Annotated in this window: 16 protein-coding genes, 1 tRNA gene and 1 pseudogene; 12 read left to right on the forward strand and 6 right to left on the reverse strand. The window is 59.4% G+C overall.

Translation table 11 applies throughout. The features are described 5' to 3' along the window. A pseudogene (gene proA, locus HCZ87_RS14770) lies at positions 1–511 on the forward strand (gamma-glutamyl-phosphate reductase); the annotation flags it as partial. A 64-nt stretch (positions 512–575) separates the two neighbouring features. Here proA and HCZ87_RS14775 read toward each other — a convergent pair. Next, the gene (locus tag HCZ87_RS14775) at positions 576–1172 is read right to left on the reverse strand and encodes a histidine phosphotransferase family protein (protein WP_167644835.1); all 597 of its coding nucleotides are present in this window, start codon (positions 1170–1172) and stop codon (positions 576–578) included. 30 nt (positions 1173–1202) lie between these two features. Here HCZ87_RS14775 and HCZ87_RS14780 point away from each other — a divergent pair, with 30 nt between their 5' ends. The 5 genes from HCZ87_RS14780 to tsf all read left to right on the forward strand — a co-directional run bounded on the left by HCZ87_RS14780 (position 1203) and on the right by tsf (position 4993). Beyond that, positions 1203–1385 (forward strand): DUF3553 domain-containing protein, encoded by a 183-nt coding sequence (locus HCZ87_RS14780; protein WP_167644837.1) that lies wholly within the window; start codon positions 1203–1205, stop codon positions 1383–1385. A 108-nt stretch (positions 1386–1493) separates the two neighbouring features. Continuing rightward, positions 1494–2252 carry a GNAT family N-acetyltransferase gene (locus HCZ87_RS14785; RefSeq protein WP_167644839.1) on the forward strand — a complete coding sequence of 253 codons (759 nt, stop codon included), beginning with the start codon at positions 1494–1496 and terminating at the stop codon, positions 2250–2252. Next, entirely contained in the window at positions 2253–3101 is an 849-nt protein-coding gene (locus HCZ87_RS14790; protein WP_167644841.1) for a 1-acyl-sn-glycerol-3-phosphate acyltransferase, read from the forward strand. It begins immediately after the preceding gene. A 164-nt stretch (positions 3102–3265) separates the two neighbouring features. Beyond that, positions 3266–4036: a 30S ribosomal protein S2 gene (gene rpsB, locus HCZ87_RS14795; RefSeq protein ID WP_167644843.1), complete on the forward strand. Its 771-nt coding sequence runs from the start codon at positions 3266–3268 to the stop codon at positions 4034–4036. 81 nt (positions 4037–4117) lie between these two features. Beyond that, complete coding sequence (tsf, locus tag HCZ87_RS14800) at positions 4118–4993, forward strand: translation elongation factor Ts (protein ID WP_167644845.1); 876 nt, start codon at positions 4118–4120, stop codon at positions 4991–4993. 423 nt (positions 4994–5416) lie between these two features. Here the strand turns inward: tsf and HCZ87_RS14805 are convergent, their stop codons facing one another. Continuing rightward, the gene (locus HCZ87_RS14805) at positions 5417–6172 is read right to left on the reverse strand and encodes a LuxR family transcriptional regulator (RefSeq protein WP_167644847.1); all 756 of its coding nucleotides are present in this window, start codon (positions 6170–6172) and stop codon (positions 5417–5419) included. Further along, positions 6169–6618, reverse strand: a complete 450-nt coding sequence (aroQ, locus tag HCZ87_RS14810; RefSeq protein WP_167644849.1) for a type II 3-dehydroquinate dehydratase — start codon at positions 6616–6618, stop codon at positions 6169–6171. Before aroQ ends, HCZ87_RS14805 begins: the two co-directional genes overlap by 4 nt. A gap of 389 nt (positions 6619–7007) precedes the next feature. Between aroQ and HCZ87_RS14815 the strand changes: the two genes are divergently transcribed. Then, on the forward strand, positions 7008–7718 hold the full coding sequence (locus HCZ87_RS14815; RefSeq protein WP_167644851.1) for an enoyl-CoA hydratase/isomerase family protein: 711 nt from the start codon (positions 7008–7010) through the stop codon (positions 7716–7718). A gap of 100 nt (positions 7719–7818) precedes the next feature. Here the strand turns inward: HCZ87_RS14815 and HCZ87_RS14820 are convergent. Both HCZ87_RS14820 and HCZ87_RS14825 read right to left on the reverse strand, forming a co-directional pair. Beyond that, positions 7819–7895, reverse strand: a tRNA-Arg gene (locus tag HCZ87_RS14820). 233 nt (positions 7896–8128) lie between these two features. Further along, positions 8129–8695: a DUF882 domain-containing protein gene (locus tag HCZ87_RS14825; protein WP_167644865.1), complete on the reverse strand. Its 567-nt coding sequence runs from the start codon at positions 8693–8695 to the stop codon at positions 8129–8131. Positions 8696–9053: 358 nt separating this feature from the next. Between HCZ87_RS14825 and HCZ87_RS14830 the strand changes: the two genes are divergently transcribed. Genes HCZ87_RS14830 through HCZ87_RS14845 form a run of 4 tightly spaced genes read left to right on the forward strand, consistent with a single transcriptional unit; the run spans position 9054 to position 13338 of the window. After that, a complete protein-coding gene (locus tag HCZ87_RS14830) occupies positions 9054–10676 on the forward strand; it encodes a murein L,D-transpeptidase (protein ID WP_167644853.1) in 1623 nt (540 codons plus the stop codon). Positions 10677–10713: 37 nt separating this feature from the next. Continuing rightward, positions 10714–11787, forward strand: a complete 1074-nt coding sequence (lpxD, locus tag HCZ87_RS14835; protein ID WP_167644855.1) for a UDP-3-O-(3-hydroxymyristoyl)glucosamine N-acyltransferase — start codon at positions 10714–10716, stop codon at positions 11785–11787. Between the two features lie 51 nt (positions 11788–11838). Further along, a complete protein-coding gene (locus tag HCZ87_RS14840) occupies positions 11839–12096 on the forward strand; it encodes an acyl carrier protein (protein ID WP_167644857.1) in 258 nt (85 codons plus the stop codon). Positions 12097–12129: 33 nt separating this feature from the next. Further along, the gene (locus tag HCZ87_RS14845; protein WP_167644859.1) at positions 12130–13338 is read left to right on the forward strand and encodes a beta-ketoacyl synthase; all 1209 of its coding nucleotides are present in this window, start codon (positions 12130–12132) and stop codon (positions 13336–13338) included. Positions 13339–13414: 76 nt separating this feature from the next. On the opposite strand, the gene HCZ87_RS14850 is transcribed toward HCZ87_RS14845, so the two are convergent. Further along, positions 13415–14044, reverse strand: a complete 630-nt coding sequence (locus HCZ87_RS14850; protein ID WP_167644861.1) for an invasion associated locus B family protein — start codon at positions 14042–14044, stop codon at positions 13415–13417. A gap of 517 nt (positions 14045–14561) precedes the next feature. On the opposite strand from HCZ87_RS14850, the gene HCZ87_RS14855 reads away from it, so the two are divergent. After that, positions 14562–16031 (forward strand): helicase HerA-like domain-containing protein (locus HCZ87_RS14855; protein ID WP_167644863.1); only part of this gene is annotated, 1470 nt, incomplete at its 3' end.

Genomic DNA, 16031 nt, shown 5'->3' on the forward strand with positions numbered 1-16031 from the left:
CACCGCCAAGCCCCGCCGCACCGGCATCTGTGGCGCGGCGGAATGCCTGCTGATCCATCAGGACATCGCCGACACGCTGGGCAAGGCGATCCTTGAGGCGCTCGCCGCCAAAGGGGTGGAGATCCACGCCGAAGAGGGGCTCGCGGGCCCCGAGGGCATGATCGCCGCCACGCAAGAGGACTGGGGCAAGGAGTATCTCGACGCGATCATCGCCGCCAAGACGGTCGCCGATATCGACGCCGCGATTGCGCATATCCGCAGCTACCATTCGGCCCATACCGATTGTATCATCACCGAAGACGAGGCCGCCGTGGCGCAGTTCTTTGCCGAGCTGGACAGCGCGATCCTGATGCACAATGCCTCCACCCAATTCGCCGATGGCGGTGAATTTGGCATGGGCGCGGAGATCGGTATCGCCACCGGCAAGATGCATGCGCGCGGGCCGGTAGGGGCCAATCAGCTTACCAGTTTCAAATATCTGGTGCGCGGCAACGGCACCGTGAGGCGCTAACGCACCGCAAAACACAAAACGCCGCTGACAATCAGCGGCGTTTTTTATGTCTTAGCTCGGGGTCTCAGAACGAGATGGAGATTTTCTCCAGCGTCTCTTCGACTTTTAGCGCACAGCCCGCGTTTTGCGCCGCGCTGGACAGTAGGGCAAATTGCACCTGTGCCGGGGTGAAATCGACCGCGCCGCCCTCTGGCGAAAGGCTGGACCAGAGGGTTGGATCCGCCGCGATCTTGCGCCCCTCGCCAACCACGGTCCAGCTGGCACCGCTGCGCAGGATCTGCACCGATCCGCCATAGGGCAGGGCATTTTCCAGGCAGAGCCCGGCCAGAAACGCCATCCGTACATCACGCCGCGCCGCGGGCTCCTGCGGCGACCAATTGTATTTGATACGGCCGCCCTTACTGACATCCTCCAGCACGCTGACCACCTCGGCGCGGCCCAGCTCCTGCTCGCCCGCAGCACCAAAGGCGATACGGAAGAACCGGATGCGCGCGTTGGCGTTGTTGACACTGTCGGCAATCAGCTCCAGCTCCGGGCCATCCAGGGAATTGGACATGCCCAACAGCTCCAGCCCATTATTGATCGCGCCGACAGGGCTGATCAGATCGTGACAGATGCGTGACCCTACCAATTCGGCGAGATTGGCGTTATCTACAGCCATGACTTTCCTCCAATACAGGCCCTCCAGCGTATGAACGACCTCAATGCGATTTTTGCACCCGGTATGCTGGTGCGCCACCCCGACCAACCCGATTGGGGTGTGGGGCAGGTACAGTCCAACGTGGGCGGCAAGATTACGGTCAATTTTCCCGACCAGGGCAAAGTCGTCTTTGACGGCGCGCGGATTGCCCTTGTTCCTGTCTTTGATGCGTAAAAACGGTTTATGAAAGGTTAACCAAATGCATACAAGTGTGCATATTCCTTGCGCGCAAATATGCCGATGGGCTATTTGCGCCAAAAAGACCAGAGGGTAAGCAAAGCCATGCATGACGGCGCGCCGCAATTCTCCGTAAAGATCGCCGAGAGCGACGAAGACCTGAAGGCCGCGCAGGCGCTGCGCTATGAGGTCTTTGTCCGCGAGCTCGGCGGTGGCGGCGCGATGGTGGATCATGACGCCGGGCTGGAGCAGGACAAGTTCGACCCCTATTTTGACCATATGCTGGTGCGCGACGATACATTGGGCGAGGTGGTCGGCGTCTATCGTCTGCTGCGCGGCGATCAGGCCGAGCAGCTCGGGCAGTTTTATTCCGAAGATGAATATGATCTGGAGCCGCTTCGGCGCAGTGGCCGGCGGCTGCTGGAATTGGGGCGGTCGTGCCTGCATCGCGATTATCGCGGCGGCATGGCGATGTTTCACCTTTGGAACGGGCTCGCCGCCTATGTGGCGGAGCATCAGATCGAGGTGCTGTTTGGCGTTGCGTCTTTTCACGGCACCGACCCGGAGGCGCTGGCGCATCCTTTGACGATGCTGCATCAAAACCATCTCGCCCCCGAAGAGCTGCGCGTGCGCTCAAAGGTCTACCAGCCGATGGATCTGCTTGCCCCCGACCAGCTGGAGCGACGGCGGGCGATGCTGGAGACCCCGGCGCTGATCAAGGCCTATCTGCGGTTGGGCGGTTTTGTGGGCGAGGGGGCCTATGTCGATCATGCCTTCAACACCACCGATGTCTGCCTGATCCTGGACACCGCGCGCATGAACGACCGGCAACGCCGCATCTACACGCAAGGGACCGCGCGCTAGATGAGCGTCAGTTGGAGCAGCGACACACCGCCGGACCCCGTCACCATCACCGCCATGGGCTGGCTGCGTGCTGCCCTGCGCGGGCTGGCGCTGGCGCTCCTGGTGTTTGGCGGCCTGCTCGTGTTGCTGCTTCTGCGGCTGGTCGAGCGGCCGCTCTTTGGGCTGCACCGTCCGCTGACGCCCTTCATCACCATGTTTGTCTGCCGCAATGCCTTTCGCATTCTGGGGATTTGCTTTCAGGTTACGGGCAGCCGCATGCAGGACCCGGGCATCGTCGTGGCCAATCATTCGAGCTGGCTGGATATCTTTGCGCTGAACGCAAAGAAGCGCATCTACTTCGTGTCCAAATCCGAGGTTGCCGCCTGGCCCGGCATCGGCTGGCTGGCCCGCGCCACCGGCACCCTGTTCATCGAGCGCGACCGCAAGAAGGCCACCGAGCAAAAGACCCTGTTCGAAAATCGTCTCAAGGCCGGGCATAAGCTGTTGTTTTTCCCCGAAGGGACCTCGACCGATGGGTTGAGGGTTTTGCCTTTTAAAACAACGCTTTTCGCCTCGCTCTTCGCGCCAGATCTGCGCCCCATCCTGTCGGTGCAGCCGGTCTCTGTGGCGTTTCACGCCCCCAAAGGGGCCGAGCCGCGGTTCTATGGCTGGTGGGGCGATATGGATTTTGGCGGCCATCTGATCAAGGTGCTTGCCGCTGCCAAACAGGGACGGGTGGAGCTGATCTATCATGCCCCGGTCGCGGTGCGTGACTTTGCTGATCGCAAGGCGTTGGCGGCCTTTTGCGAGGCCCGCGTTCGCGAGGGACACAGCCACTTGCGCCGCGATGTGCTAGCGCAGCCGAAATAGCGCTTTTGCGCTTGCGCCGGCATCAAAGCTGACTTATACGCGCGCCATCGAACCCACAGGCGGGGTTTGGCCTGTTCAGGGGAGACATCCCTGACGGACCGCCGGTTGGAAGCATCTGCTTCTGAACCCCCGCTGAGGATAAAACCGGAAAAGGATAGAATAGCATGGCTCTTCCCGAGTTCTCCATGCGTCAGCTGCTGGAAGCTGGCGTACACTTTGGTCACCAGACTCAGCGCTGGAACCCGCGCATGGGCCCGTTCATCTACGGCGCGCGCAACGGCATCCACATCATGGACCTCACCCAGACTGTTCCGATGCTGGACCAGGCTCTGACTGCGATCCGTGACACCGTTGCCAAAGGCGGCCGCGTTCTCTTCGTCGGCACCAAGCGTCAGGCCGCAGGCCCGATCGCCGAAGCCGCAGAGAAATCCGCACAGTATTACATGAACCACCGCTGGCTCGGCGGCACGCTGACCAACTGGAAAACCGTGTCCCAGTCGATCAACCGTCTGAAAGAGATCGACGAGCGCATGGCAACCGGTGCTGAAGGCCTCACCAAGAAAGAGCGCCTGCACATGGAGCGTGACCAGGAGAAGCTGCAAGCCTCCCTCGGTGGTATCCGCGACATGGGCGGCGTTCCTGACCTGCTCTTCGTCATCGACGTGAAAAAAGAAGCGCTGGCCATCGCCGAAGCCAACAAACTGGGCATCCCGGTTGTGGCAATCGTCGATACCAACTGCTCCCCCGATGGTGTAGACTACATCATCCCGGGCAACGACGACGCGGCCCGCGCGATCTCGCTCTACTGTGATCTGGTGTCCCGCGCGGCACTGGACGGCATGTCCGCTCAGCTCGGCGCCGCTGGCGTTGATCTCGGCGCGCTGGAAGACGCACCGGTTGAAGAAGCCGTCGCAGAAACAGCCGCTGACGCCTGATCCGACAGCCTGTCATGGATTTGACACATGGGGCAGGGTATGACCTGCCCCAAACCGTATTTGACTTGAGGAGAGCCTAAAATGGCAATCACAGCAGCAATGGTGAAAGAACTGCGCGAATCTACCGGCGCAGGCATGATGGACGCAAAAAAAGCACTGGTCGAAACCGATGGCGACATGGAAGCCGCGGTTGACTGGCTGCGCACCAAAGGTCTGGCCAAGGCCGCCAAGAAATCCGGCCGTACCGCCGCTGAGGGCCTGGTTGCCGTTATCGTTGACGGTGGCACCGGTGTCGCCGTTGAGGTGAACTCCGAAACCGACTTCGTTGCGAAAAATGGCGAATTCCAAGACATGGTTGCCGGCATCGCCAAAGCAGCCCTGACCGTGGATAGCGTCGAAGCGCTGGCCGAAGCCGATCTGGGCGGCAAGACCGTTGCCACCACCCTGACCGACAAGATCGCCACCATTGGTGAAAACATGACCCTGCGCCGGATGGCGAAGCTGGAAGGCGAGACCGTTGTGTCCTACGTGCACAACGCTGCGGCCCCCGGCATGGGTAAAATCGGCGTTCTGGTTGCCATGACCGGCGGCGACGACGCCATCGGCAAACAGGTTGCAATGCACATTGCAGCGGCCAACCCGGCAGCCCTCTCCGAAGCCGACATGGACCCCGCCCTCGTCGAGAAGGAAAAGCAGGTCCAGATGGACATCGCTCGCGAATCCGGCAAGCCGGAAGCCGTGATCGAAAAAATGATCGTTGGCCGCATGAAGAAATTCGTCGCGGAATCGACCCTTCTGAACCAGCAGTTCGTGGTGAACCCCGACCTGACCGTGGAAGCCGCTGCAAAAGAAGCTGGCGCGACCATCACCGGTTTTGTCCGCGTTGAGGTTGGCGAAGGCATCGAAGTCGAAAAAGAAGACTTCGCAGCTGAGGTCGCCAAGGCCGCACAGGGCTAAGGCTGTACTGCAAACATATTTAAGAGCCCGGCGAGAGCGATCTCGTCGGGCTTTTTTCTTTTGAGACATCAGCCGCGATCACCGCACCAACCGGCGCAGCGGAGTTGCTCGGCCGACGGGCGGGCCTGCGGCCAAGGTTTCATGTAAGATCAAAGAGAGGGACGGGAGCGCCGGTCGCCGTCATTGAAGAATACACGACAGCAACCGGCAAGGTCTGAGAGCCTTGTAATTGCAAGGATCATTTCCCAAGGTTCCAAAGGCCTAACGCCACCACTCACGGAACGGTGACTTTCTGACACTTTTGCGGGAGCAGTGGTAGTAAAGTTTTCCCTACCTATTCGGAATAAAGTTTTACTTCACTGACAAACCATGTCGCAACGCAGGCGATTCACCATGGAATGCGACGTCGCGCCGAAAAAAACCTTAGCTTTCCACTGCATACATCTGATTGTGAAGCGCCGCCTTGAGCACGGCCTGGGCAGTTGTCTCCACCGCGAGGTTTTCCCGAGCCAGGCGGAGGTGTTTTTCTATTGTCGCCGTTGTCAGCCCCATCAGCAACGCGATGTCCTGGGTTGTCTTGCCATCCCCGACCCATTGCAGCACCTCGCGCTGGCGTTTGGTCAAGGATCTGTTCGGCGCGTGATAGGGCAGGGTCAAGATCTTCAGATGCGCGACATTGTTCATCAACAGGATATCCGTGCCATGCTCGGCCCAGATCTCATCGACCTGATCCTGACTCAGGTCTCGCCGCGCGGCCAGTGAAATGGCGCCTTTGAAACGTTCCGTCGCGGAGTTGAAGCTGATGGTATAACCTGCTGTCACGCCCATCCGCTGATTGAAGTCATAGACCGCGCGGGCCCGTGGTGAGAGCTTATCCTGCGCCGCCATCTCATGGGCCAGACGCCAGCTGGCACCGCCTTCGTTCTGCAACACCCATTGCAGCATCGGCGCATGGCTATAAAGCCCCTCGGACAGAAAACCGTGCAGATACTCCCGGCCGTGATTGCTCAGGATCACAAAATCATCTGGGTCGCCCAAGGAGGTATCGGTCTTGAACAGCGTATAGCCGTAGATCAGCCGGTCAAACCCGAACAGGCCCATCTGTGCCACATGGGCATGCCAAAGCTCCTCCATGGATTTGAACTGTGTCACCTCATGCAGGTAATCGGCCAAATTCATTGCGGTGCAGGCCCAGAGATCCGATGCGTCAACGCGTCAATGGCCATCAGGTAACCAAAGGACCCAAATCCGCAGATCTGCCCAATCACCGCCTTGGAAATATAGGAGGTTTGCCGGAAGCTCTCGCGGGCGTGGATATTGGAAAGATGCACCTCAACCGTGGGAATTTCCACCGAGTAGATCGCATCCATCAGCGCCACGGAACTATGGGTATAAGCGCCGGCGTTCAGGATGATTCCGTCATGCACGCCCTTGGCCGCATGGATCTGATCCAACAGCACGCCTTCGTGATTGGATTGCAAACAGGACACCGCGACCCCGACCTTGTCACCATGCTGGCGGCAGCGCTCCTCGATCATCGCGAGGGTTTCCGCGCCATAGACCTCGGGCTGCCGGGTGCCCAGCAAGTTTAGATTTGGCCCGTTCAGGATCAATATGCTCGTCATTCAAAGTCCCTTCCTGGCGCCTGTGCCAGCCCTCATTCCGATGCCCGCCGTTGTGCAACAGGTGCTTCAGCCGCAGCGGATGCCTTCCCTCATGTGATCAAGATCGCCGCAAAAGCAATACCGAGCTTCGGCAAAGCGGGCTGAGCAGCATGAAAGTTGTCAATAAAACAAGACGATGGCTGCTACCGCCTTGCGGGTCCCATCCTTGTTGAGATCACCGGGAATGTAAATATCCTTCTCATCGCACGGAGGGCGCTGCCGGGACGCATACAATTGAAAACGTTATGCTCCTGCGCGGTAACACATTGGCAAACCTCAGCCTTCAGAGTCGGGTGAGATGAGGGCGCTGCGGGATCTTAGCGTCGTGGAACGGGATACTTGGGGGTATTATGGAACGGGACGAATGGCTGAACCGCCGATTGCATGGCGACGGCGTGGTCGAGCTACAATTGGGTCACGCACCAGATAATCGACTGACGGCGGAATTCCTGCATGATTTCGAGCAGGAAATCATACAGATGTCCGAAGACGACAGCATTCGGGGCATCCTGCTGACCAGCCCGTTCAGGGATTTTTGCGCAGGTCTCCCCACCGAGCTGGAGGAAGACGCAGACCCATATGCCCAACTCGATGCGGCCTTTCTGGCGCTCTATACCTGCCCAAAGCCGGTGGTCTGCGCCACGCTCGGCCTCTGCTCTGGTCTGGGCATGTTCTTTGTGCTGGCCAGCGACATTCGTGTCGCCCATGCCCGCGCCGGTTTTGAAATGGTCAACATCCAGAGCGGACAGGGCTATTCCGACGCGCTGATGGAAATTGCCAAGGCCACCCTGGACAGCAATACCCAGCGCCGCCTGATGCTGACCGGACAGCGCCTTGGCCCGATTGCCGCGCGCAATGCGCAGTTCATCGAAATCATTGCTGATGATCTTGAGGACCTGCACGGCTATGCACTGAAGGAAGTGCGCAAACTCGCCACGCTCGCGCCCGAGGTTTATACCGGCATCAAACACGCCTTGCGCAGAGATACCATCGCCCGCATCGAGGCCCGCCTGGACGCGGGGCTGACCCTGCACCGCGACCAATCCCGTCTCGCAAGTTAAGCGTCGATTGACCTTGGAAAGCCGCGTCTGCTCCCCGCGGCTGGCAGGAATTCGAACCAAAGGCCAATCGGTGAAGATCTGTTCCGGGAGGGTAGGGAAATGGCGCACCTGAGAGGATTCGAACCTCTGGCCTCTGCCTTCGGAGGGCAGCGCTCTATCCAGCTGAGCTACAGGTGCGTCTTTGCGCGGATATACGCGTCCGTCGAAACCACTGCAATGGGAAAATCGCCAGTTTCATGCATTTCCTTGGACTTAGCCGAGGCATAGAACCACTGGGCGACGCAGGCTAGCAAAGGGCGGGACACCCTTGCGAAAAACACAATGGCTGCGGGGTGGAGCACCACACCGCAGATTGCCATATCTATTCCCTGCCGCGCCAAAGCTGCGCAAACAGGAGGGGAGCTGTCAGATCAACCGCGCCAGGTGCGAACTTGACCGCAATCCATATGCACGAAGTTGGAGCCATAATAGCGCCCGACGCCGCCAGCCTTGCAGGCCAGTGCCGCATCGGCCATTTGGCTCACAGACCGCGAAGCAAGGCGAAGATCGGCGGCTTGACCGCGCATGTGAAGGGAGTTCTTGGCCACACCGCGTGAGCGGCTCCGCAACATCGCGTTGGTCTGGGGGCTGCGATAGCCAGACAGCAGGAGGTAAGGTTCGTTCACTTCCAGCAGGTTATGCGAGGCTGTCATGATGTCGATCGTGCGGGTATCAATGGACTTAACTTGGTCCGTCCGCCAATCGCGCATGAAGTGATTGATCTCTTTAACTGCGTCTTGAATGTATTTGCCGTCGATCCAATATACCATGTCGAGGCGTTCGCCTGTGCGACCGGAATACATTTTGATCCGACGGATATCACCACCACCCCGCAAGAAACCAGCGGCGTGGGAGTAGGTTGGGGCTGCTGCGACTGTTGTTGCTGCAAATGCCTTCAAGAGTGCTCGACGGGTGAACCCGGTGTTTTTATCTGCCATTGTGAGAGCGTTGTCCCATACGCTTTGGTGATCGCTTGTCCCGAGTATTTCGGGTATTTTTTTTACGCATGTTGCGCAATCGCTATATGCCATAGGGGGATTCGCCTGCCAAGATGAGATTGGAAGAGCCCCGGAATGTGGTGCATTTTCGGCAATTTCTTGCGCAAAAGGGGAGGCAAGCATCCAATTTCCCCCTCATGCAAGGTCGGTACCAGCTGATAATGAGGTGTTGAGGCACCATTTGGGGCCCAAATCCTCTGCCTGATATAAATGTGAATGGACGCGCAAGGGGACCGTTTACCTACACTGGACTACGGTTTACTGGAACCTTGCGTTACCCCTTGGAGTTACTTGCACGATGTCGCTGGCCTTTGCACCAAAGTTTACGTCCCTTCTGACTGGCAGCCTTCTGGCTGCGGTGATTGGCTGTTCGTCGTTCTCGTTCAACATGGCCGAGGCCTCGACCACGGGTTTCCGCCAGGCCGTCGCAGAGATGGCCTGGGAGGATGACGCGGTCGCCGCTTATTACCGTCAGAACAATTACGAGCCCCTCTGGACCGCCGATACGCCTGCGGCCACCGCGCGCCGCAGTGCGCTGATGCTGGCGCTGCAAGAGGCGTCTCAGCACGGGCTGCCGGATATGTCGGCGCGCGCGGCGGATCTGCTTGCCCAAATGAGCAACATCCGCTCAACCCGGGATCTCGGCGCGGTCGAAGTCGCCCTGAGCCGGGCGCTGGTGGACTACGGCACCGATCTGCAAACCGGGCTGATCGACGATCCCTCCCGCGTTGACGAGGGCATCGTGCGCGAGAAACACAAGGTGGACGCCACCGCCTTCCTGCGCGGTATGGAGAGTAATCGCCCCTATGCCTTCCTACAATCGCTGGTGCCGGCCTCGCCGCAATACCGCGAATTGCTGCGCGAGAAGCTGCGCCTGGAACAGCTGCAAGCTGCCGGCGGCTGGGGCGCAACCGTGCCGGAGAGCAAGATCGAACCCGGCGACACTGGCGCCGCTGTTATCGCATTGCGGAACCGCCTGATTGCAATGAGCTATCTCGAACCTACGGCGGCCCGTTCATATGATGTGGCGATCGAAGATGCGGTGCGCCGCTTCCAGAGCGATCACGGGCTGACCGTGGATGGCGTCGCGGGCGAGGGCACTTTAAAAGAGCTCAACCGTCCGGTGACGGATCGGATCAAATCGGTGCTTGTGGCGATGGAACGCGAGCGCTGGCTGTCGCCGGAGCTTGGTGCACGCCATATCCTGGTGAACCAGACCGATTTCCCCGCCAAGATCGTGGACAATGGCGAGGTGACCTTTGTGACCCGCTCGGTCATCGGCCGCAACAGCCACGACCGCCGCTCGCCGGAGTTCTCGGACGAGATGGAACATATGGTGGTCAACCCGAGCTGGTACGTGCCGCGCTCGATCATCACCAAGGAATATCTGCCCAAGCTGCAAAGCAATCCGAATTCCAACAGTCATATCGAAATCACCGACAGCCGTGGCCGGGTTGTGGATCGCAACAGTGTCGATTTCAGCCAGTTCACCGCCCGTAGCTTTCCGTTCTCCATGCGGCAGCCGCCGAGCCGGGGCAACGCACTGGGGCTGGTGAAGTTCATGTTCCCGAACAAATACCACATCTACCTGCATGACACCCCGGCCAAGAGCCTGTTTGGTCGCGAAGTGCGCGCCTATTCTCACGGCTGCATCCGGCTGCAAAAGCCCTTTGAATTCGCCTATGCGCTGCTGGCGCGGCAAAGCGACGACCCCAAGGGCTATTTCCAGAGCATCCTCAGCACTGGTCGCGAAACCAAGGTCGAGCTGGAAACCAAAGTCCCGGTACATATTATCTATCGTACCGCCTTTATTTCCGAGGATGGCCATGCGGAATTCCGCCGCGATGTCTATGGTCGCGATGCCAAAATCTGGGCCGCACTGGAGCGGGCAGGGGTAGCACTTCCTGGCGTTCAAGGGTAAGGCTCCGGCCAGGATCCGGTTGAGGAGGAATGGCCAGATGTTCAGCATTCGTGAAATTGCCGATGCCCTTGGCGCCGAAGCGGTGGGCGACACAGAGCTGAAAATCTCCCATGCGGCGGAGCCACAGGACGCCGGGCCAGATGCGCTCGCCATGGCGATGTCGCCCAAATATGCCGAGGCGCTGAGCGCGGGAACCGCCCGCGCCGCCATGGTCTGGGACGGCGCCGATTGGCAGGCGATGGGGCTTTCGGCCGCGATCTATGTCACCCGGCCCCGGCTTGCGATGAGCGGCGTCACGGCCATGCTTGATCCCGGTCAGCGCGAAGCCCCCGGCATTCATCCCACTGCGGTGATTGATCCATCCGCCGAGATTGGCGCGGATGTTCAGATCGGCCCCCTGGTCGTTATCGGTGCCAACGCCAAAATCGGCGCGGGTTCCTTGATTGGCGCCCATTGTTTTATTGGGGCCGATGTCACCATTGGCATCAATGCAAACCTGCGCGAAATGGTTTCGATCGGGGCGCGCGTCACTATCGGAGACCGGTTTCGCGCCCAGCCTGGCGCCCGCGTTGCCGCCGACGGGTTTTCCTATGTGACGCCTGAAACCTCCGGGGTTGAGAACGCCCGCAAGACGCTGGGCAATCAGGGCGAGGCAAAGGCGCAATCCTGGGTTCGCATACATTCTCTAGGCTCTGTAAGGATCGGAAATGATGTCGAAATCGGCGCAAACTGCACCATCGACAATGGCACCATTCGCGACACGGTGATCGGCAATGGCACCAAGCTCGACAACCAGGTTCACATCGGCCACAACTGCCGCATCGGCAATGATTGCCTGCTCTGCGGTCAAACCGGCCTGTCTGGATCGGTCGATGTCGGCGACAATGTGGTGCTGGGCGGTCAATGTGGCGTGGCCGACAATCTCTTTATCGGCTCCGGGGTTATCGCCGGGGGCGGCACCAAGATCCTGTCCAACGTCCCCGCAGGCCGTGTCATGATGGGCTACCCGGCGGTGAAGATGGACACCCACACCGAAATCTACAAGGCACAGCGCCGGCTGCCGCGTTTGATGCGCGATTTGGATGCGTTAAAAAAGGCTGTTTTCAAATAGGCGCATAGTCAGTAAACCTCTGGCAATCTTATCTCCCGCAGGAGCCGCTTTATGAGCACGCAGGACAAGGTCATCGCAATCATCGCCGAACAGGCGGTCTTGGACCCCTCGGACGTCACCCTCGACAGCACGCTGGAAGATCTCGGCATTGACAGCCTCGGCCTGGTCGAAAGCATCTTCGCCATTGAGGAAGAATTCGACATCTCGATCCCCTTCAACGCCAATGAGCCCGAGCAGAGCGATTTCGACATTTCAAATGTCGCCGCAATCATCGCCGGTATCGACAAGCTGATCGCCGCCAAGGGCTGATCGGCACAAAGGCCAACCACAAGAGGATATGCGATGAAACGCGTTGTGATTACCGGCGCTGGCACCATCAACGCGCTTGGGCATTCCGTCGACGCAACCCTGGAGTCCATGCGCGAGGGGCGCTGCGGAATCGGTGAGTTGGCCTTTCGCGATGTGGAGCGGTTGTCGATCAAGATCGGCGGGCAAGTTCGCGACTTTGAAGCAGAACCCAGGTTCAACCGCCAGCAAATGGCGCTCTATGATCGGTTCACCCAGTTCACATTGATCGCCGCCGAAGAAGCCATCCGCCAATCCGGGCTGGAGTTCACAGGCGAGCTCGCCGCCAGATCCGGCGTGGTGCTCGGCACCGCCGGGGGCGGGGTTTCGACCTGGGATGACAACTATCGCTCGGTCTATGAGGACGGCAAGAACCGGGTGCACCCCTTTGTCGTGCCCAAGCTGATGAACAACGCGGCCGCCAGCCATGTGTCGATGGAGTATAACCTCAAGGGGCCGAGCTTTACCGTCTCGACCGCTTGTGCCTCGTCAAACCACGCGATGGCGCAGGCGTTTCAAATGGTGCGCAGCGGCATGAGCCCGGTAATGGTTGCTGGCGGGTCCGAATCTATGCTCTGCTTTGGCGGCGTCAAGGCCTGGGAAGGCCTGCGCGTGATGTCCAAGGATGCCTGCCGTCCCTTCAGCGCCAATCGCAACGGCATGGTCCAGGGTGAGGGCGCAGGTATTTTTGTGTTCGAGGAATATGAGCACGCCAAGGCCCGCGGTGCCGAGATCCTTTGCGAGATTGCCGGTTATGCGATGAGCTCTGACGCCTCTGATATCGTGATGCCCAGCAAACAGGGCGCCGCGCGGGCGATTTCCGGTGCATTGCGGGATGCGCAGATCAACCCGCAGGAGGTGGGCTATATCAACGCTCATGGCACCGGGACTGCCGCGAATGACAAGACCGAATGCTCGGCGGTTGCGGATGTTTTTGGAACCCATGCGGACAAGCTGTTGATTTCATCGACGAAATCCATGCATGGCCATCTGATCGGCGGCACCGGCGCGGTGGAGCTGCTGGCCTGTATCATGGCGCTGAAGGATGGAATTATCGCTCCAACCATCGGCTATGAAGAACCGGACCCGGAATGCGCCCTGGATGTGGTGCCAAATGAGGCCCGCGAAGCCAAGGTCGATGTCGCGCTCAGCAACGCCTTTGCCTTCGGCGGCTTAAACGCGGTCCTGGCGCTGCGGCGGATCTAACTGCGGCGAGACATTATAAAAAAACACCCGCCGATGATTTTCGGCGGGTGTTTTGTTTTCAGCTCTGCGGCGCAGACTACTGTTTCACCACATCCACGGCGTTATAGCCGGCGGTGAAGCCTTTCAGCGACATCGGCACAGAGACAACCGTTTCCGGCGAGGTCGCCGGGCGCAGACTGAACATCGCTTTGGTGCCTTGTTTGAAGGCGTTGATATCCGCCTCGGTCAGGCCGATCTGCGCCACACATCCAGCACCATTGCAGAAGGAGAAATTATAGCGCTTGCCCGGCGCGCCATCGACCGAAATGGTCAGACCGGCGGGCAGCAGGGTTTCCAGCGGCGCGATGACGGTTGCACCCGCCACGGCCTGGCCACCCTCCTGGTCGATGCGGAACATGGTGACCTCGGCAACCGGACCACCGTCTTCGTCCAGCAGGACTTGCAGCAGCGAACAGGGGTCGTTCTCCGACTCGCTGCGCACGCAAGCCAGATCCCAATCGCCGAATTTCTCTTTGGAATAGCGCTGACCGACCTGCAACGCAGCGTCGGCGGGTGTCCCAAGGTCAAGCAGCTGATCTGCGCTCGGGGCCTGGGTTTCCTCTGTTGCAGCGTCCGTCGCGGCCTGATCACTTGCCTCTTGCGCTGCGATCGGCAATGCGCTCGCCAGCAAGAGAGCCAGGGAAACCGTGCTGAGGGATTTCAACATGAATGCCTCTTTCCTTTGGTTCTGTTCAATTCTTCGCATGTAACATGGCCACCGGAATGTGTCAGGGGAATAAAACCGTGAACAGGCGCAATTCCCTGATTTTCGCCGATGCGGCGAGCGCGGGTGGCCGCCGATGCAAGACGCGCGCGTTCGGAGACGAAAAAAGGGGACCACGCGGCCCCCTTTTGACTGTTTCGTCTCCCCGTCGGACTGGCCGACTTAGTTATTATTCAGAACGTTACGAGCGAATGTCGCTTCGGTCAACATCCAATGACAAAAAAAACAAAACTCTCTTTCAATGTTCTATTTTGCGCTTATTTTGCGCATGATCCACCGCGATAGCTGCCCAATCCACAGGCAGATAAAAAAAAGGCCGTGCACTAAGGCACGGCCAGTCTGACAGGGAGGAAATGTCCGCCGGTTCAACCGCATGAGAACCAACGGGCAAGTTCACGCTGGCATAGAAAGGTTAACATTGTATTTTCGTTCCATAAGAGTCGTTAGGAGTTAGGTCCGAATGCCAGAGGAAGTATTTATCGGCGGTGGTGGCGAGGGATATAAGTCTCCTCAACAGCTGACCCTGAAATATGCCAATCGCCACGGGTTGATCGCAGGCGCAACCGGAACCGGAAAAACCGTTACTCTTCAAATCCTTGCAGAGAGTTTTTCACGCCAGGGCGTGCCGGTTATTCTGGCCGACGTCAAAGGCGATCTGTCTGGTCTGGCCAAGGCTGGCAATGCCGCCGCAGATCTGCATGATGCCTTCGTCAAAAGATCGCAAAAAATCGGATTTACCGCGTTTGACTACCATGACGTGCCGGTCACCTTTTGGGATCTCTTCGGCGAACAGGGGCATCCGGTGCGCACCACCGTCGCGGAGATGGGCCCGTTGCTGTTGTCGCGATTGCTGGAGCTGAGCGAGGCGCAAGAAGGCATCCTGAATATCGCCTTCCGGCTGGCGGACGAGCAGGCGCTGCCATTGTTGGACCTCAAGGATCTGCAATCACTGCTGGTGTGGGTCGGTGAAAACCGTGACAGCCTGTCGTTGCGCTATGGCAATGTGTCCTCGGCCTCGATCGGCGCCATTCAACGGCGGTTGCTGGTGTTGGAAAACCAGGGGGCCGCCGCGATGTTCGGCGAGCCGGCGCTGGAGCTGGCGGATCTGATGCGGCGGGACGCCACGGGGCGTGGCATGGTCAATATTCTTGCCGCCGACAAGCTGATGGCCTCGCCCAAGCTCTATGCCACATTCCTGCTGTGGCTATTGAGCGAATTGTTTGAAACCCTGCCGGAGGTCGGCGACCCGGATAAACCGGAGCTGGCGTTCTTTTTCGACGAGGCGCATCTGCTGTTTGAAGACGCGCCCAAGGCCTTGGTGGATAAGGTAGAACAGGTCGCGCGGCTGATCCGCTCCAAAGGGGTTGGGATCTATTTTGTCACCCAATCCCCGGATGACATCCCCGAGGATATTCTCGGCCAGCTTGGCAACCGCATCCAGCACGCGTTGCGCGCCTATACTGCGCGCGACCGTAAAAAACTGACACTGGCCGCAGAAACCTATCGCGAAAACCCGCGGTTCAACACGGCGGATGCCATCCGCGATGTCGGCGTCGGCGAGGCGGTAACCTCCTTGCTGGAGAAAAAGGCGGTACCGGGTATCGTGGAGCGCACGCTCATTCGTCCGCCCTCGACGCAGCTTGGCCCGATCAGTGGCGCGGAGCGGAAGAACATCCTTCAAGCGTCTGATATGTCGGGAAAATATGATACGCCCGTAGATCGACATTCGGCCTATGAGATCCTCAAGGCCCGCGCCGAGAAGGCCGCCACGGAGGCAGAAGCCGCCGAAACCCGCGCCGAAGAGACAGCAGAGCCCATGGTGCGCGAGTTTAACGCCGCGCGTCGCTACAGTGGGAGCCGTGTCGGCCGATCCAGCGCACGCCGCATTGGGGGAGGCGACACATTTGCCTCTGCCATGTCCGAGGCGGTG

The organism is Phaeobacter sp. HF9A (assembly GCF_011806385.1).
In the GTDB taxonomy this organism is placed as follows: Bacteria; Pseudomonadota; Alphaproteobacteria; order Rhodobacterales; family Rhodobacteraceae; genus Epibacterium.